Below are 16,576 nucleotides of genomic sequence, written 5' to 3'. Positions count from 1 at the left end.
CGGGCCCCCTCGACGGTCCGGGGTTCCCCCCGCCGGGCACAGGCCGGTCAGGGCACGAAGCGGTAGCCCATGCCGGCCTCGGTCAGCAGGTGGCGCGGATGCGCGGGGTCGGGCTCGAGCTTCTTGCGCAGCTGCGCGAGGTAGAGGCGCAGGTAGCCGGTGTCGGTGACGTGCGCGGGGCCCCAGATCTCGGCCAGCAGCGAACGGCGGGTGACCAGCTTGCCCGCGTTGCGGATCAGGATCTCGAGCACCTGCCACTCCGTCGGGGTGAGCCGCACGGAGGCGCCGTCCCGCGTCGCGCTCTTGGCCACCAGGTCCACGGTCACCTCGCCGATCACGACCAGCGGCTCGCCGTCGGCCGGCTGCACCCGCCGCGAGAGGGCCCGGATGCGCGCGAGGACCTCGTCCATCGAGAACGGCTTGGTCACGTAGTCGTCCGCGCCGGCGTCGAGCGCGCCCACCTTGTCGGCCGCGCCCGTCCGCCCCGACACCACCAGGATCGGCGCGCTCGTCCAGCCGCGCAGTCCGTGGATGACCTCCACCCCGTCGAGCCGTGGCATGCCGAGGTCGATCATGTAGAGGTCCGGATGCTCGTCCACCGCGCGGTTGATCGCCTCGGTGCCGTCGCCGGCTGTCACCACGTCGTATCCGCGGGCGGTGAGGGTGATGCGCAGGGCGCGCAGGATCTGCGGGTCGTCGTCGGCGATCAGGATCTTCATGCGGCTCCTCCGGAGTCCTCGTGCGGGGCGGCGCCCGACCCGCCGTCGTGCGGGGCGGCAGGAGCGACGTGAGCCGCAGGAGCAGCGGCAGCAGTCTCCGGCGCCAGCGGCAGCGTCACCACCATCGTCAGCCCGCCCCCCGGAGTGTCCTCCGTCTCGAGCGTGCCGCCCATCCCCTCCGTGAACCCCTTCGAGAGCGCGAGGCCGAGGCCGAGGCCCGTCAGGTTGTCGTCGTCGCCGAGTCGCTGGAACGGCACGAAGATCTCCGCGCGGCGCTCCTCGGGCACCCCGGGGCCGTGGTCGACGATCCGCAGCTGCGCGCTCCCGCCGAAGGCGCTGGCGGCCACGCGCACCCGGGTGCCGGACGGCGCGTAGCGGACGGCGTTCGCGAGCAGATTGACCACGACGCGCTGCAGCAGAACCGCGTCGGCGAGCAGCGCCGGGCCCTCCGGATCGAGGTCGAGGTCGACCTCGCCGGGTCCGAGACCGAGCTCGTCGAGCGCGGGGAGCACCACGTCGGCGGCGTCGAGCGGAGCGAGCGCCACGGCGAGCGCCCCCGCCTCCAGCCGCGTCACGTCGAGCAGGTCGGTGACCAGCGCGGCCAGCACGGTGAGGCTTTCGTCGGCGGTGGCGAGCAGCTCCTCCCGGTCGCGCTCGCTCCAGACCACCTCGGGCGAGCGCAGACCGCTGACGGCCGCGGTGGCCGCGGCGAGGGGCCGGCGCAGGTCGTGGCTGACGGCCGAGAGCAGGGCGCTGCGCACCCGGTCGGTCTCGGCCAGCGGAGCGAGGGAGCTGGCCGTCTCGCTGAGGGCCGCGTTCTCGAGCACCGAGTCCAGCTGGGCGGCGACGACCTGGAGCAGTCGCCGCTCACTCCCCTCCAGCTCACGGCCGTGCAGCTCGAGCACCGCGCCCTCGCCCACCGCGATGCGCGCGGGATCGCCCTCCGGCTGCGGCTCGCCGTCCGCCGCGACGAGCTCGCCGCCGCGCAGCAGCCGCACGCCGGTCAGCCCGAACGCCTCGCGCGAGCGCTCGAGGATCGCCTGCAGCGCCCCCTGCCCGCGGATCACGCCGCCCGCGATCGTCGCCAGCAGCTCCGACTCCGCCCCCGACCGCTTGGCGGCCCGCGCCCGCCGGGCCGCGCGGTCGACCACGGCGCTGACGAGCGCCGCATTCAGCACGTAGAGCACCAGCGCAAGCGCGTGCAGAGGCTCGTCGACGGTGATCGTGTAGAGCGGATCGACGAAGAAGAAGTCGAGGGTCAGCCCCGAGAGCACGGCCGCGAAGAGGGCCGGCCAGAGCCCGCCGACCAGCGCGACCACCACCACCAGCAGCTGGTACGAGAGCACGTCGCTCGTGATCGACTCGTCGCTGCGGAGGCTCGAGAGCAGCCAGGTCACCAGCGGGCCGCCCACGAGGGCGAGTGCCAGTCCCAGGAGGCGGCGCCGCAGCGTCAGGGCCCCGTCGAGCCTCGGCAGCACCGCGGTGCGCCCGGCGGCGGAGTGGCTGACGATGTGCACGTCGATGTTGCCGGACTCGCGGATCACCGTCGACGCGGTGCCGGGCGTCAGCGCCGAGGCGAGACGGCTCCGCCTGCTCACGCCGATCACCAGCTGCGTCGCGTTCACCGAGCGGGCGAACTCGACCAGCGTGCGCGGCACGTCCTCGCCGACCACCTGGTGGTAGCTGCCGCCGAGCTTCTCGACCAGCACGCGCTGCGCCTCGAGCACGTGCGGGCGCGGGGTGCGGAGGCCGTCGGGGGTCACCACGTGCACGGCGAGCAGGTCGCCCCCGGAGGCGCGGGCCGCGATCCGCGCGCCGCGCCGCAGCAGGGTCTCTCCCTCCGGCCCGCCGGTGAGGGTCACGACCACGCGCTCGCGGGCCTCCCAGGTGCTGTCGATGCCGTGCTCGACGCGGTAGTCGCGGAGCGCGCTGTCGACCTCGTCGGCGAGCCAGAGCAGCGCGAGCTCGCGCAGGGCGGTCAGGTTGCCGAGCCGGAAGTAGTTGGACAGCGCCGCGTCGATGCGCTCGGGCGGGTAGACGCGGCCGTCGGCGAGGCGGTCGCGCAGCGCCTGGGGCGCCAGGTCGACGACCTCGATCTGGTCGGCGGCGCGGAGGACCGCGTCCGGGATCGTCTCGCGCTGCGGCGCTCCGGTGATCGCGTGCACGACGTCGTTGAGCGAGTCGATGTGCTGGATGTTCACGGTCGAGAAGACGGTGATGCCGGCGTCGAGGAGCGTCCTGACGTCCTCCCAGCGCTTCTCGTGCCGGGAGCCGGGGGCGTTGGTGTGCGCGAGCTCGTCGACCAGCGCGACGTCGGGCCGGCGGGCGAGCACCGCGTCGAGGTCCATCTCGTCGAGCAGCACGCCGCGGTGCTCGACGGCCCTCCTCGGCACGACCTCCAGCCCCTCGACCATCGCGGCGGTGGCAGTGCGGCCGTGCGTCTCGACCACGGCCACCACGACGTCGCGGCCCTCAGCGGCGAGCCGGCGGCCCTCCTCGAGCATCGTGTAGGTCTTGCCCACTCCGGGCGCGGCTCCGAGGAGCACGCGCAGGCGGCCCTTCGTCATGCTCCCGGCCTCCCCTCGTGCTCGCGGATCCGGGGTGTCCCGGGCTCGCGGGTCCGGCGTCGATCCGCTCGATCGGACGGTCCCGACGAGCCGATCGCGATTCTACGAGCCGGAGGCGCCACCGGAGCGGTCACAGCCGCGCGAGAGCGGCGTTGAGCTCGAGCACGTCCACCGTCGGCTCGCCGAGGTACCCGAGCTCGCGGCCCGCGGTGTGCTCGTCGACCAGCGCGCGCACGGCGCTCACGTCGAGCCCGCGGGCGGCGGCGACGCGGGGCGCCTGCAGCTGCGCGTAGGCGGGGCTGACCGCGGGGTCGAGCCCCGAGGCGGAGGCGGTCAGCGCATCGGCCGGAACCGCGGCCGGGTCGACGCCCTCGAAGGCCGCGATCGCGGCCCGGCGCTCCTCGACGGACGCGACCAGGTCGGCGTTCTCGGGGCCGAGGTTGCTGCCGGTCGAGGCCGCGGCGTCGTAGCCCGCGGCGGAGGGACGCGACTGGAACCACTCCGGCAGGGGCGCTCCGTCGGCGTCCGTGAACGACTGGCCGATCAGCGACGAGCCGATCACCGCGCCGTCCTGGCGCAGCAGCGAGCCGTTCGCCTGGGCGGGCAGGGCGAGCTGCCCGATCCCGAGCACCGCGAGCGGGTACGCCGCTCCCAGCAGCACGGTGAGCACGATCATCGCGCGCAGCGCGACACCGTAGGGACGGAACATGGTCTCTTCTCTCTGTCTTCGGTGGTCGGGACGGGCGGGTCAGAAGCCGGGGATCGCGGCGACGATCAGGTCGACGAGCTTGATCCCGAGGAACGGAGCGATCACTCCGCCCAACCCGTAGACCAGGAGGTTGCGGCTGAGGATGCGCGAGGCGGCGACCGGGCGGTACGCCACTCCCCGCAGCGCGAGCGGGATCAGCACGACGATCACCAGCGCGTTGAACACGATCGCCGAGAGGATCGCCGAGGCCGGCGAGTGCAGCTGCATCACGTTCAGCACCGCGAGCCCGGGGAAGACCCCCGCGAACATCGCCGGGATGATCGCGAAGTACTTCGCCACGTCGTTCGCGATCGAGAACGTGGTGAGCGCGCCGCGGGTGATCAGCAGCTGCTTGCCGATCCGCACGATGTCGATGAGCTTGGTGGGGTCGGAGTCGAGGTCGACCATGTTGCCCGCCTCCTTCGCCGCCGAGGTGCCGGTGTTCATCGCCACGCCCACGTCTGCCTGCGCGAGGGCCGGGGCGTCGTTGGTGCCGTCGCCGGTCATCGCGACCAGCGCGCCGCCCTCCTGCTCGCGCCGGATCAGGGCGAGCTTGTCCTCGGGGGTCGCCTCGGCGAGGTAGTCGTCGACTCCCGCCTCCGCCGCGATCGCCTTCGCGGTCAGCGGGTTGTCGCCCGTGATCATCACGGTGCGGATGCCCATCGCGCGCAGCTCCGAGAAGCGCTCGGCGAGCCCGTCCTTCACCACGTCCTTCAGGTGCACGACGCCGAGCAGGCGGGCGCCGTGGGCGTCCTTCACCGCGACGACGAGGGGCGTGCCGCCGCTCTCCGAGACGCCGTCGACGAGCACCGTGAGGCGCGCCGCGACCGCGGACGGCAGCGGCCCCTCCTCCTCCACCCAGGCGCGCACGGCCGAGCCGGCGCCCTTGCGGATGGAGGAGCCGTCGGGGAGGTCGAGCCCGCTCATCCGGGTCTGCGCGGTGAACGGCACCACGGCGGCCTGAGCGGGCTCGACGGCGGGGCGGCCCGAGTCGCCCGCGAGGTCGACGATCGACTTCCCCTCGGGCGTCGGGTCGCTGAGCGAGGAGGAGGCGGCCGCGTCGACGAGGGCGGCCTGCGCCACTCCGTCGAGCGGGAGGAACGCCACCGCGCGGCGGTTGCCGTAGGTGATCGTCCCCGTCTTGTCGAGCAGGAGCGTCGTGACGTCGCCCGCCGCCTCCACCGCCCGGCCTGACATCGCGAGCACGTTGCGCTGCACGAGCCGGTCCATGCCGGCGATGCCGATGGCCGAGAGGAGGGCGCCGATGGTGGTCGGGATGAGGCAGACGAGCAGGGCGACCAGCACCGGGACGCTCACGGAGGCTCCCGCGAACGAGGCGATCGGGTTCAGGGTCAGCACGACCACGACGAACACGATCGAGAGGCTCGCCAGGAGGATGTCGAGCGCGATCTCGTTCGGCGTCTTCTGCCGCGACGCGCCCTCGACCAGGCCGATCATCCGGTCGACGAAGGTCTCGCCCGGCCGGGAGGTGATGCGCACCACGATCCGGTCCGAGAGCACTCGCGTGCCGCCCGTCACCGCGCTGCGGTCGCCTCCGCTCTCGCGGACGACCGGGGCCGACTCGCCCGTGATCGCCGACTCGTCGATGGAGGCGATGCCCCAGACGATGTCGCCGTCGCCGGGGACGAGGTCGCCCGCCTCCGCCACGACCACGTCGCCCAGCTGCAGCTCGGCCGAGGAGACCTCGACCAGGCGGGCCGACAGGGCGGAGGGGTCCGCGGGGTCGTAGTCGACCACGCGCCGGGCCGGAGTGCTGGTGCGGGTGGCGCGCAGGCTCTCGGCCTGGGCCTTGCCGCGGCCCTCGGCCACCGACTCCGCGAGGTTCGCGAACACCACGGTGAGCCAGAGCCAGATCGCGATGCCGGCCGTGAAGGTGACGGGCACCGTCGATCCGCCCGACTCCTCCGGCCCGCCGAGGAACGGCTCGGCGATCGCCAGCACCGTGGTCAGCACGGCGCCGACCTCGACGATGAACATGACGGGGTTGCGCCACATCAGGCGCGGATCGAGCTTGCGCAGCGCTCCGGGGAGGGCGGCGGCGAGCTGGCGCGGCCCGAGGGCGGCGCGGGTGGGGCGCGCGGGTTCCGCGGGGGCCTCGGTGAGTGCAGTGGTCATCGGAGTCGCAGTCCTTCCGCCAGGGGGCCCAGCGCGAGTACGGGGAAGTAGGTGAGCGCGGTCACGACGACCGTGACGCCCACGAGGAGGCCGACGAACTGCGGCCGATGGGTGGGCAGCGTGCCGGCGCTGGAGGGCACCGGCGACTGCGCCGCGAGCGAGCCGGCCAGGGCGAGCACCAGCAGGATCGGGAGGAAGCGGCCGAGGAGCATCGCGACGCCGAGCGCCGTGTTGAGCCAGGGCGTGTTCGCCGTCAGCCCCGCGAACGCCGAGCCGTTGTTGTTGGACGCGGAGGTGAAGGCGTAGAGCACCTCAGAGAGCCCGTGCAGTCCGGGGTTGAGGATCGACGTGCCCTCCACGTCCTCCCGCACCGCCGGGATCGCGAAGCTCAGGGCTGTGCCGGCGAGCACGAGCGTCGGCGTCACGAGGATGTAGAGGCTCGCGAGCTTGATCTCGCGCGGGCCGAGCTTCTTGCCCAGGTACTCCGGCGTCCGGCCGACCAGCAGCCCGCCGACGAACACGGCCAGCACGGCGAGCACGAGCATCCCGTAGAGGCCCGAGCCGACGCCGCCGGGGGCGACCTCGCCGAGCATCATGTTGAGCATCGGCAGCATGCCGCCGAGCGCGGTGAAGGAGTCGTGCATCGCGTTGACGGCGCCGGTCGAGGTCAGGGTCGAGGCGGTCGCGTAGAGGGCGGAGCCGGCGATGCCGAAGCGCGTCTCCTTGCCCTCCATCGCAGCTCCGGCCGCCTGCGCCGCGGACCCGCCGCCCGCCGCCTCCAGCGCGGTGAGGGCCGCGAGCGACACGACGAAGATCGTCGCCATCGCCGCGAGGATCGCGCGCCCCTGCCGCACGTCGCCGACCATCCGGCCGAAGGTGCGCGGCAGTGAGAACGGGATCGCGAGGATCAGCACGATCTGCAGCAGCGACACCCACGCCGAGGGGTTCTCGAACGGGTGCGCGGAGTTGGCGTTGAAGTAGCCGCCGCCGTTGGTGCCGAGCAGCTTGATCGCCTCCTGCGACGCGACCATGCCGCCCGGGATGCTCTGCTCGCCGCCGGTGAGCGTCGTCACCGTCAGCGGGCCGTTCAGGTTCTGGATCACGCCGCCCGCGATCATCACGACCGCTGCCACCACCGCGAGGGGCAGCAGGAGGCGCAGCGTGCCGCGCACGAGGTCGACCCAGAAGTTGCCGAGCGTGCCGGAGGAGCGGCGCGCGAATCCGCGGATCAGCGCCACCGCCACCGCCAGGCCCACTGCCCCCGAGACGAAGTTCTGCACGGCGAGGCCGCCGAGCTGCACCGCGAAGCCGAGGGTCGCCTCCGGCGAGTAGGACTGCCAGTTGGTGTTGGTGACGAACGAGACGGCGGTGTTGAAGGCCAGCCCCTCCGGCACCGCGGGCAGCCCGAGGGAGCCGGGCAGGACCGCCTGGAGGCGCTGCATCCCGTAGAGCAGGAGCACGCCGACGAGCGAGAAGGCCAGCACGGCCCGGAGGTAGGCGCGCCAGCTCTGCTCGCCCGCGGAGTCGACGCCGATGAGGCGGTAGACGCCGCGCTCGAGGGCGAGGTCGCGCGTCGAGGTGTAGACGCGGAACATGTGGTCGCCGAGGGGGCGGTGGAGGAGGGCGACGGCCAGGCCGACGGTCGCGACCTGGAGGACGGCGAGGAGCGGATCCATCAGAAGCGCTCCGGTCGGATCAGGGCCGCGACGAGGTAGACGACGGCGGCGAGCGCCAGCACGGCCGCGAGGGCGTCGAAGACGATCACCGGCCCGCCTCCTTCTCGCGGGTCCCGCGGGTCGCCGAGGGGGGCGGTCCGCCCAGCCGCTCGACCCCCTTCGCGGCGAGAGCGATGAGCGAGAAGAGGGCGAGCACGCCGAGGAGGTAGGCGAGGTCGAGCACGGAGGACTCCATCCGGGGAGCGGACGACGCCCGGGACCGGACGCCTGCCGGGAAGCGGCACAGGAAGCGATGCAACACCTCGCGGGGGCTCCTCGGAGCGGTCCTCACGGTTCCCCTACGGCCCGGCCCGGAGTCCTCGCGTTTCCCTCACGCGGACGGCGACGGGCGCCCGGCGGAGGGGCGGGAGCCGGGCGCTGAGAGCGTTCTCCCGCAGCAACGGCGGGGATCGGCGTCCCGAAGATCACATTTCGGCATCGCCTGGACAAATTCGCCGCCCGCGCTTTACTCCCCCCGATCGAAGGAATATGTTCTCTCCGTGGACAAAGCCCCTCGGGGCTCTCCCGCCCTCCCGGGCGACGACACGACGACGTGCGCCACACGTGCACGCCTCTTGTCGTCCTCTCCCTCGGACACTGCTTTCAGAGAGGAATGCACTCCATGAAGTTCTCCCGCGGCATCACCACGCTGGCCGCCGCCGGCATCATCTCCCTCGGCCTCGCGGCCTGTTCCGCGAGCCCCGCCAACTCCGGAGGCGCCGCTGCCGGCGCCGGCGCGGAAGGCGACTGCACCGTCGGCATCTCGATGCCCACGCGCAGCCTCGAGCGCTGGATCAACGACGGCGAAGGCCTCCAGTCGCAGCTCGAGGGCGACGGCTGCACCGTCGACCTCCAGTACGCCGACAACAAGACCGATCAGCAGATCTCGCAGATCCAGAACCAGATCGCCGGCGGCTCCAAGATCCTGGTCATCGCCGCGATCGACGGCGAGGCGCTCGCGCCCGTCCTCGCCGAGGCGAAGAAGCAGAACGCCACCGTCATCGCCTACGACCGTCTCATCAACGGCACCGCGGACGTCGACTACTACGCGACCTTCGACAACTACAAGGTCGGCCAGCTCCAGGGCCAGTACATCGAGTCGACCCTCGACCTGAAGAACGCCGCGGGTCCCTTCACCCTCGAGCCCTTCGCCGGCAGCCCCGACGACAACAACGCGAAGTTCTTCTTCTCCGGCGCGTGGGACGTCCTGCAGCCCTACATCGAGAGCGGCAAGCTCACCGTCCCCTCGGGCAAGTCGCCCGCGTCGGACGACGACTGGGCCTCGATCGGCATCCAGGGCTGGGCCTCCGACAAGGCGCAGTCCGAGATGGACAACCGCCTCTCGTCCTTCTACACCGGCGGCCAGAAGGTCGACGTCGTGCTCTCCCCCAACGACAGCCTGGCCATCGGCATCGAGGCCTCGCTGAAGTCGGCCGGCTACACCCCCGGCGCCGACTACCCGGTCATCACCGGCCAGGACGCCGACAAGGCCAACGTCAAGGCGATCCTCGCCGACGAGCAGTCCATGACGGTCTGGAAGGACACCCGCACCCTCGGCGACCGCGTCTTCCAGATGGTGCAGTCGATCGTCGCGGGCGAGGAGCCCGAGGTCAACGACACCGAGACCTACGACAACGGCGAGAAGGTCGTCCCGTCCTACCTGCTGGAGCCGCAGGTCGTCACGAAGGACGACGTGCAGTCGGTCCTCGTCGACTCCGGCTTCCTCAAGGCCGGCGACGTCGGACTCTGATCCGTCGGGCGGGGGCGGGGAGGAGCGATCCTCCCCGCCCCCGCCTCCCCGTCCGCACACCACTCCCCCCCCCCCAACGAAGTGAGGCCCTGTTGGCCAGTCCCATCCTCATCATGCGCGACATCGTCAAGGAGTTCGGCGGCGGCGTCCGCGCCCTCGACGGCGTCTCGCTCTCGGTCCAGCCCGGCGAGGTCCACGCCATCTGCGGCGAGAACGGCGCCGGCAAGTCGACCCTGATGAAAGTCCTCTCCGGCGTGTACCCGTACGGCAGCTTCGAGGGCACCATCGAGTTCGAGGGCGAGGAGGCGCAGTACCGGTCGATCAACGACAGCGAGGCCGACGGCATCGTGATCATCCACCAGGAGCTCGCCCTCAGCCCCTACCTCTCCATCGCCGAGAACATCTTCCTCGGCAACGAGAAGTCGACCCGCGGCGTCATCAACTGGAACGCGACCAACGCGGAGGCGGCCAAGCTGCTCGCCCGCGTCGGCCTCGCCGAGAGCCCCGCGACCAAGATCCTCGAGCTCGGTGTCGGCAAGCAGCAGCTCGTCGAGATCGCCAAGGCCCTCGCCAAGGAGGTGAAGCTCCTCATCCTCGACGAGCCCACCGCCGCCCTCAACGACGAGGACAGCGACCACCTGCTCGGCCTGATCGACCAGCTCCGCAAGCAGGGCATCACCTGCATCATCATCAGCCACAAGCTGAAGGAGATCCGCGCCATCGCGGACACCGTCACGATCATCCGCGACGGCCGCACCATCGAGAGCTTCCCGATGGCCGGCGAGGAGGCGTCCGAGAGCCGGATCATCCGCGCGATGGTCGGCCGCGACCTCAACAGCATGTTCCCGCCGCGCGACCCGCAGATCGGCGAGGAGAAGCTGCGCGTCGAGAACTGGACGGTCCACCACCCCGTCGACATCAACCGCGTGGTCGTCGACGACGCCTCCTTCACCGTCCGCGCCGGCGAGATCGTCGGCTTCGCGGGCCTGATGGGCGCCGGACGCACCGAGCTCGCGATGAGCATCTTCGGGAGGAGCTACGGCACCGGCATCTCCGGCCGCGTCTACAAGGACGGCAAGGAGATCCAGACCCGCACCGTCGACGAGGCGATCCGCAACGGCCTCGCCTACGCGACCGAGGACCGCAAGCGCTACGGGCTCAACCTCATCGGCGACATCACCGTCAACGTCTCGGCCGCCGCGCTCTCGCGCCTGGCCCGGCTCGGCGTGATCGACAAGCACCGCGAGTACAAGGTCGCCGACTCGTACCGATCGAAGATGAACATCAAGGCGCCGACCGTCTCGGCCGTCACGGGGAAGCTCTCCGGCGGCAACCAGCAGAAGGTCGTCCTCTCGAAGTGGATCTTCTCCGGTCCCGACGTGCTGATCCTCGACGAGCCCACCCGCGGCATCGACGTGGGAGCCAAGTACGAGATCTACGGGATCATCAACGAGCTCGCGGCCCAGGGCAAGGCGGTCGTCGTCATCTCGTCCGAGCTGCCCGAGCTGATCGGCCTCGCCGACCGCATCTACACCATCTCCGAGGGACGGATCACGGGCGAGATCGATCGCGCCGATGCCACCCAGGAGCACCTCATGCACTACATGACCGCCGGAAAGGAACAGGCCCGATGAGCGCCACGACCACCACAGCGCCGGCGGACACGCCCGCCAACACGCCCTCCACCCCGCCCAAGCGCTCGCGCCGGCTGAACATCAACCTCCGGCAGTACGGCATCCTCGCCGCGCTGGCCATCATCATCCTGCTCTTCCAGGTGCTGACCGGCGGGCGCCTGCTCCTGCCCGGCAACGTCAACAACCTGATCCAGCAGAACGCCTACGTGCTGATCCTCGCGATCGGCATGGTGATGGTCATCATCGCCGGCCACATCGACCTCTCGGTCGGCTCGGTCGTGGCGATGGTCGGCGCCATCTCGGCGATCGCGATGAACAACTGGGGCCTGCCCTGGTGGGCGGCCGTCGTCGTCGCCCTCGTCACCGGCGCCGCCGTCGGAGCATGGCAGGGCTTCTGGGTCGCCTTCGTCGGCATACCGGCGTTCATCGTGACCCTCGCGGGCATGCTGATCTTCCGCGGCTTCACCCTCGTCCTCCTCACCGGCGGAACGATCAACGGCCTCCCCACCGAGTTCACCGCGATCGGCGCCGGCTGGCTGCCGGGCGTCCTCGGCGGCATCGCCGGCCGCGACGCGCTCACCCTGGTCCTCGGCCTGATCGTCTGCGTCGTCCTCGTGGCCCAGCAGCTCCGCAGCCGCGCGACCCTCCGCCGTCTCGAGCTGCCCCGCGAGCCCATCGGCTCGCTGGTCGCGAAGTCGGCCATCGCCGTCATCGCGATCATGGCCCTCTCCTGGCTGCTCGCCGGCTACAGCGGAACCCCGATCATCCTGATCGTGCTCGCCGTGCTGATCCTCGCCTACAGCTTCGTGCTCGGCCGGACGGTCTTCGGCCGCCACATCTACGCGATGGGCGGCAACCTGTTCGCTGCGATGATGTCCGGCGTCAAGACGAAGTGGGTCAACTTCTTCATCTTCGTCAACATGGGCGCACTGGCCGGAGTCGCGGGCATCGTCAGCACCGCCCGCGCCGGCGGTGCGGTCGCCTCGGCCGGACAGAACTACGAGCTGGACGCGATCGCCGCGGTCTTCATCGGCGGCGCCGCCGTCCAGGGAGGCGTGGGCACCGTCGTCGGAGCCGTCATCGGCGGACTCGTGATGGGCGTGCTCAACATGGGCCTGTCCATCCTCTCGGTCGACGCGGCCTGGCAGATGGCGATCAAGGGCTTCGTGCTCCTGCTCGCGGTGGCGTTCGACATCTTCAACAAGCGCCGCGCCGGCGGCCGCTAGGCGAACGCCGGGCGCAGCCCAGCGGCGCTCCTCGTCCTTCTCTTCTACAGTTCTCGGGCGCGGCTTCTCCTCGGGGGAGCCGCGCCCGAGTGCATCCGAGACCCGTCGGGGTCCAGCGACAGGCAGGCGATCATGGCAGGAGCAGTCGGAGCCTCCAGCAACGCGCTGCTGCGCCGCACGAACCTCGCGAGCCTCGCGACCCTGGTGCACCGCTCCGGTCCCACCAGCCGCGCCGAGCTCGGCCGCCTCACCGGGCTGAACCGCTCCGCCGTCGCGAACCTCGTCGGCGAGCTGAGCGAGCTCGGCTGGGTGGCGGAGGAGACCACCGCGCCCGACGGCCGCATCGGCCGCCCCAGCGCCACCGTCGTCCCCGGCGACCGGTTCGCGGCCGTGGGCGTCCACCTCGACACCGACGCGATCATCGTCGGCCTGGTCGGCCTGCACGGCGAGCTGCTGCGCCGCGTCCGCTTCGACACCCCCAAGCCCGCGAGCCCGGTCACGGTGGTCCGCGTCGTCACCGGCATCGTCGAGGGCTTCCGCTCCGAGCGGGAGTCGCTCCGCACGCTGGTCGGCGCGGGCGTCGCCGTCCCCGGCCTCGTCCAGGCCGACTCCGGCTTCGTCCACCGCGCCCCGCACCTGGGCTGGCGCGACGTCGACCTCGCCACCCAGCTCAGCCGCGCCCTCGACCTCCCGGTCGCCGTCGGCAACGACGCGACCCTCGGCGCCATCGGCGAGTCCCTCTTCGGAGCCGCGCACGGCGTGGCCGACGTCGTCTACGTCACCGGCGGCGCGGGCGGCATCGGCGGAGGAGTCATCATCGGCGGCGTCCCCCTCCAGGGCTCCTCGGGGTTCGCGGCCGAGCTGGGCCACACCCTCGTCGCCACGAACGGCCGCCTCTGCGGCTGCGGCCGGCGCGGCTGCCTCGAGGCCGAGGTCCGGATGCGCTCCCTCCTCGACGTCCTCGGCGCCCGCGTCCTCGACCAGGACGAGCTCGACATCGCCCTGGGCACCTCCCGCGACCCCGCCGTCCTCGGCGAGGTCGCCCGCCAGGTCGACCTGCTCTCGGAGGGCCTGTCCACCTACATCAACCTCTTCAACCCCACCGCGGTCGTGCTCGGCGGCTTCCTCGGCTCGCTGCTCACCGTCGACCGCGAGCGCCTCGCCGCCCGCGTCTCCGCCCGCGCCCTGAGCGACCTCGCGCGCGGCGTGCGGATCGAGCGCGCGGCCCTGCGCTCGAGGCTGGAACTCGTCGGCGCCGCGGAGCTACCCTGGCGGCGGGCGCTGGCGGATCCCGCCGCCGTCACCGGGGGCGTGCAGCCGCCGGGTGGGAGCAGCAGCCGCGAGGACGCCCTGGGCGCCCGAGCCTGACCCCGGCACTCGAGTGCCGGCACCGCGTCGAGGAGGACGAGCATGGCCGACTGGAACGACACGATCATCGAGGAGTTCCGCGCGAACGGCGGGACCGTGACCACGGGCGGCTTCCGGAGGAGCCTCGTGCTGGTGCACCACCGCGGCGCCCGCTCCGGTGAGGAGCGCGTGACTCCGCTGATGGCGCTGCACCCCTCCGAGGACGTCTGGCTGCTCGCCGCGTCCGCCGCCGGTGCGCCCAAGCACCCCGCCTGGTTCCACAACATGATCGCCCACCCGGACCTGGCGATCGAGACCCCCGACGACGGCACCGTCGACGTCCGGGCGCGCGTCCTCGCCGGGGAGGAGCGCGACGCCGGCTGGGCCCGCTTCACCACCGCCTCCGCCGGCTTCCTCGACTACGAGAAGCGCACCACCCGCATCATCCCGGTCGTGGAGCTCACCCGCCGCTGACCGCGGCTCGTCAGCGCAGCGGCACGGGCACCGTGTCCGGCGTGCTCCAGCTCAGCGCGATCCGCTCACGGAAGCCGCCGCTGCGCACCTCCGCCTCGAGCGCGTCGATCACCACGGGGAGCAGCGCGCGCCGCTCGATCAGCAGGTCGAGCACGAGGCGGTCGCCGGCCGTCAGCAGCACCGGGCCCGATCCGGGCAGCACCGCGATCCACTGGCGCTCGCCCACCTGCACGCTCCGGTGCCGGCGGAGACGTCGGAGCAGCTCGGGCAGCGCCCGCGGATCGAGGGCGGACACGTCGGCACGGAGGGCGATCACCCCGCGAGCGTGCCCGCGCCGGACGACCTCCCGCCGACCTCCCGGTGAACACCGCCCCTCCGCGGGACGCCGTCCGCGAGAACGACACGACAGGAGCCCGCCCCGGAGCGCACCGCACCCGGAAACGGGAGAAGCCCCCGACCGGACATCCGATCGGGGGCTTCTCGCCGGTTCCCTCGAACCCGGTTCTCACGAACTCCGGTTCTCATGAACTCTGGTGCGCGAGGGGGGAGTTGAACCCCCACGCCCTTTCGGGCACACGGACCTGAACCGTGCGCGTCTGCCTATTCCGCCACTCGCGCTCACCAGCGGCACCGAAGCGCCGACGAGAAATCGTAGCATCCCCCGGCCTCCGAGCCGAACCGGCACCCGCCGCCCCGGGCCGGAGCTCCCCCGGGAGCCGCCACCGGGCCGCCCCGGTGAGAGCGCGCACACGGCACTCCGGCCGCGAAACCACCGCGGAGGATCGCGCATCCAGACCATCCCAGTAACATGCCCGTAGCCGTGCGCGGCGCAGACCAAGAAGAGGAAGCGGCGACGGGCGCGCAGACATCTCGATCCGTGCGCGACCGCCGAGAAGGCGAAGAACCGGAAGATCGGAAGACTGTGGGCATACTGGACAACTTCGAGAAGGGACTCGAGCGCGTCGTCAACGGCGCGTTCGCGCGGACCTTCAAGTCGGGTCTGCAGCCGGTCGAGCTCGCCTCCGCCCTCCGCCGGGAGCTCGACACCACCGCCGCCGTGGTCAGCCGCGACCGCATCCTCGTCCCCAACAGCCTCGTCCTGCGGATGTCCGCGACCGACCTCGACCGGATGCAGCGTCTCGGCGCCACGCTGATCGACGAGCTCACCACCGTGGCCACCGAGCACGCCACCAAGCAGGGCTTCCGCTTCCCCGGACCGATCGACATCTCCCTCGCCGTCGATCCGGCGCTCAGCGACGGCATGGTCGAGGTCGACTCCCGCAGCGTGAAGGGCACCGTCGCCTACACGCCCGTCCTCGACATCGACGGCCGGCGGCACCCGATCACGAAGGCGCGCACCGTCATCGGCCGCGGCAGCGACGCCGACATCACCGTCGACGACTCGGGCACGTCCCGCAAGCACGTCGAGATCCTCTGGGACGGCTCCCGCGCCCAGGTGCACGACCTCGGGTCCACGAACGGCTCGAAGCTCGACGGCCGGCCCGTCACGCAGGCGCCCCTGGCCCCCGAGCAGACCATCACGATCGGGCGCACCTCGATCGTCTACCGCGTCGTGCAGGGCTCCGCGCCTGCACGCACCGACCGCCCGTCGTCCGGCAGGGCAGCCGGACGCGGCTCCGAGGGATTCTGGGACGACCGGCTATGAGCGAGCTCACTCTCTTCCTCCTGCGCATCGCGTTCCTCGCGCTGCTGTGGTTCTTCGTGTTCGGCATCGTCTACGCGCTGCGCTCCGACCTGTTCGGGCAGCGCGTGCGCAAGCTGCCGCCCGGCGCGCAGGCCGCGTCCCCCGAGGCCCCGTTCGTGACGGCGGCCCAGCCCGTGGTCGCCGCGGCCGCCCCGGCTCCCGCGCCCGCGCAGCCCGCCTCCCCGTCGGCCCCCTCGGCCCGGAGGAGCCGCGAGGCCGCCGCCGAGCGCGCCGAGCAGGGAGGCGCCGCCACCGTCCACACGGCGCAGCGCCTCGTGATCACCTCGGGCCCCAAGCGGGGCACCGAGCTCGAGCTGACCGGCGACCCGCTGACGATCGGCCGCTCCGCGGAGTCGACGCTGGTCATCCGCGACGACTACACCTCGACCCACCACGCGCGCCTTCTCCTCTGGAACGACGAGTGGATGATCCAGGACCTCGACTCCACCAACGGCACCTTCCTCGACGGCCGCCGCGTCGGCGCGCCCACCAAGGTGCCGCTGGACACGCCCGTGAAGGTCGGAACCACCACCTTCGAACTGCGGCGGTCGTAGC

The 16,576-nt window shown here is 72.1% G+C and carries 15 protein-coding genes and 1 tRNA gene; 7 read left to right on the top strand and 9 right to left on the bottom strand.

The window, feature by feature from the left end; all coding sequences use genetic code 11:
• Positions 1 to 47 precede the first annotated feature (47 nt).
• From GSU40_RS00210 to GSU40_RS16845, 7 genes are all read right to left on the bottom strand, one after another.
• Positions 48 to 719 carry a response regulator gene (locus GSU40_RS00210; protein ID WP_104275506.1) on the bottom strand — a complete coding sequence of 224 codons (672 nt, stop codon included), beginning with the start codon at positions 717 to 719 and terminating at the stop codon, positions 48 to 50.
• A complete protein-coding gene (locus GSU40_RS00205) occupies positions 716 to 3,286 on the bottom strand; it encodes a DUF4118 domain-containing protein (protein ID WP_160033025.1) in 2,571 nt (856 codons plus the stop codon). Before GSU40_RS00205 ends, GSU40_RS00210 begins: the two co-directional genes overlap by 4 nt.
• A gap of 130 nt (positions 3,287 to 3,416) precedes the next feature.
• Entirely contained in the window at positions 3,417 to 3,995 is a 579-nt protein-coding gene (gene kdpC / locus GSU40_RS00200; protein WP_160033023.1) for a K(+)-transporting ATPase subunit C, read from the bottom strand.
• Positions 3,996 to 4,034: 39 nt separating this feature from the next.
• Complete coding sequence (kdpB, locus tag GSU40_RS00195; RefSeq protein WP_104314194.1) at positions 4,035 to 6,170, bottom strand: potassium-transporting ATPase subunit KdpB; 2,136 nt, start codon at positions 6,168 to 6,170, stop codon at positions 4,035 to 4,037.
• On the bottom strand, positions 6,167 to 7,846 hold the full coding sequence (gene kdpA / locus GSU40_RS00190; RefSeq protein ID WP_160033021.1) for a potassium-transporting ATPase subunit KdpA: 1,680 nt from the start codon (positions 7,844 to 7,846) through the stop codon (positions 6,167 to 6,169). Before kdpA ends, kdpB begins: the two co-directional genes overlap by 4 nt.
• A complete protein-coding gene (gene kdpF, locus GSU40_RS00185; RefSeq protein WP_068209492.1) occupies positions 7,846 to 7,935 on the bottom strand; it encodes a K(+)-transporting ATPase subunit F in 90 nt (29 codons plus the stop codon). The genes kdpA and kdpF overlap by 1 nt, the downstream gene beginning before the upstream one ends.
• On the bottom strand, positions 7,932 to 8,081 hold the full coding sequence (locus GSU40_RS16845; RefSeq protein ID WP_167299012.1) for a hypothetical protein: 150 nt from the start codon (positions 8,079 to 8,081) through the stop codon (positions 7,932 to 7,934). Before GSU40_RS16845 ends, kdpF begins: the two co-directional genes overlap by 4 nt.
• A 417-nt stretch (positions 8,082 to 8,498) precedes the next feature.
• Between GSU40_RS16845 and chvE the strand changes: the two genes are divergently transcribed.
• From chvE to GSU40_RS00160, 5 genes are all read left to right on the top strand, one after another.
• Complete coding sequence (chvE, locus tag GSU40_RS00180; protein ID WP_104222652.1) at positions 8,499 to 9,635, top strand: multiple monosaccharide ABC transporter substrate-binding protein; 1,137 nt, start codon at positions 8,499 to 8,501, stop codon at positions 9,633 to 9,635.
• A 113-nt stretch (positions 9,636 to 9,748) separates the two neighbouring features.
• On the top strand, positions 9,749 to 11,269 hold the full coding sequence (gene mmsA / locus GSU40_RS00175) for a multiple monosaccharide ABC transporter ATP-binding protein (RefSeq protein WP_104255654.1): 1,521 nt from the start codon (positions 9,749 to 9,751) through the stop codon (positions 11,267 to 11,269).
• Entirely contained in the window at positions 11,266 to 12,495 is a 1,230-nt protein-coding gene (gene mmsB, locus GSU40_RS00170; RefSeq protein ID WP_104222654.1) for a multiple monosaccharide ABC transporter permease, read from the top strand. The genes mmsA and mmsB overlap by 4 nt, the downstream gene beginning before the upstream one ends.
• A gap of 132 nt (positions 12,496 to 12,627) precedes the next feature.
• Entirely contained in the window at positions 12,628 to 13,863 is a 1,236-nt protein-coding gene (locus GSU40_RS00165) for an ROK family transcriptional regulator (protein WP_160033019.1), read from the top strand.
• A gap of 42 nt (positions 13,864 to 13,905) precedes the next feature.
• Positions 13,906 to 14,316: a nitroreductase/quinone reductase family protein gene (locus GSU40_RS00160; protein WP_160033017.1), complete on the top strand. Its 411-nt coding sequence runs from the start codon at positions 13,906 to 13,908 to the stop codon at positions 14,314 to 14,316.
• A gap of 10 nt (positions 14,317 to 14,326) precedes the next feature.
• Here GSU40_RS00160 and GSU40_RS00155 read toward each other — a convergent pair whose 3' ends face one another.
• On the bottom strand, positions 14,327 to 14,632 hold the full coding sequence (locus GSU40_RS00155) for a hypothetical protein (protein ID WP_160033004.1): 306 nt from the start codon (positions 14,630 to 14,632) through the stop codon (positions 14,327 to 14,329).
• Between the two features lie 215 nt (positions 14,633 to 14,847).
• Positions 14,848 to 14,934 (bottom strand) — tRNA-Leu (locus GSU40_RS00150).
• Between the two features lie 304 nt (positions 14,935 to 15,238).
• On the opposite strand from GSU40_RS00150, the gene GSU40_RS00145 reads away from it, so the two are divergent.
• Together GSU40_RS00145 and GSU40_RS00140 are read left to right on the top strand one after the other, a co-directional pair.
• Complete coding sequence (locus tag GSU40_RS00145; protein ID WP_104222658.1) at positions 15,239 to 15,982, top strand: DUF3662 and FHA domain-containing protein; 744 nt, start codon at positions 15,239 to 15,241, stop codon at positions 15,980 to 15,982.
• Complete coding sequence (locus GSU40_RS00140; RefSeq protein ID WP_104225776.1) at positions 15,979 to 16,575, top strand: FHA domain-containing protein; 597 nt, start codon at positions 15,979 to 15,981, stop codon at positions 16,573 to 16,575. Before GSU40_RS00145 ends, GSU40_RS00140 begins: the two co-directional genes overlap by 4 nt.
• Position 16,576: the final 1 nt, after the last annotated feature.

Origin of the sequence: Rathayibacter sp. VKM Ac-2805, from assembly GCF_009834265.1 — a bacterium.
Lineage (GTDB): Bacteria > Actinomycetota > Actinomycetes > Actinomycetales > Microbacteriaceae > Rathayibacter.
This window is presented reverse-complemented; position numbering and strand designations above follow the sequence as displayed.

Excerpts from the sequence above, each read along its gene's own strand:
- kdpA (WP_160033021.1), bottom strand. The coding sequence starts at position 7,846 with ATGGATCCGCTCCTCGCCGTCCTCCAGGTCGCGACCGTCGGCCTGGCC.
- GSU40_RS00160 (WP_160033017.1), top strand. The coding sequence starts at position 13,906 with ATGGCCGACTGGAACGACACGATCATCGAGGAGTTCCGCGCGAACGGC.
- GSU40_RS00205 (WP_160033025.1), bottom strand. The coding sequence starts at position 3,286 with ATGACGAAGGGCCGCCTGCGCGTGCTCCTCGGAGCCGCGCCCGGAGTG.
- GSU40_RS16845 (WP_167299012.1), bottom strand. The coding sequence starts at position 8,081 with ATGGAGTCCTCCGTGCTCGACCTCGCCTACCTCCTCGGCGTGCTCGCC.
- kdpB (WP_104314194.1), bottom strand. The coding sequence starts at position 6,170 with ATGACCACTGCACTCACCGAGGCCCCCGCGGAACCCGCGCGCCCCACC.
- GSU40_RS00165 (WP_160033019.1), top strand. The coding sequence starts at position 12,628 with ATGGCAGGAGCAGTCGGAGCCTCCAGCAACGCGCTGCTGCGCCGCACG.
- mmsB (WP_104222654.1), top strand. The coding sequence starts at position 11,266 with ATGAGCGCCACGACCACCACAGCGCCGGCGGACACGCCCGCCAACACG.
- GSU40_RS00210 (WP_104275506.1), bottom strand. The coding sequence starts at position 719 with ATGAAGATCCTGATCGCCGACGACGACCCGCAGATCCTGCGCGCCCTG.
- chvE (WP_104222652.1), top strand. The coding sequence starts at position 8,499 with ATGCACTCCATGAAGTTCTCCCGCGGCATCACCACGCTGGCCGCCGCC.
- GSU40_RS00140 (WP_104225776.1), top strand. The coding sequence starts at position 15,979 with ATGAGCGAGCTCACTCTCTTCCTCCTGCGCATCGCGTTCCTCGCGCTG.
- mmsA (WP_104255654.1), top strand. The coding sequence starts at position 9,749 with ATGCGCGACATCGTCAAGGAGTTCGGCGGCGGCGTCCGCGCCCTCGAC.
- kdpC (WP_160033023.1), bottom strand. The coding sequence starts at position 3,995 with ATGTTCCGTCCCTACGGTGTCGCGCTGCGCGCGATGATCGTGCTCACC.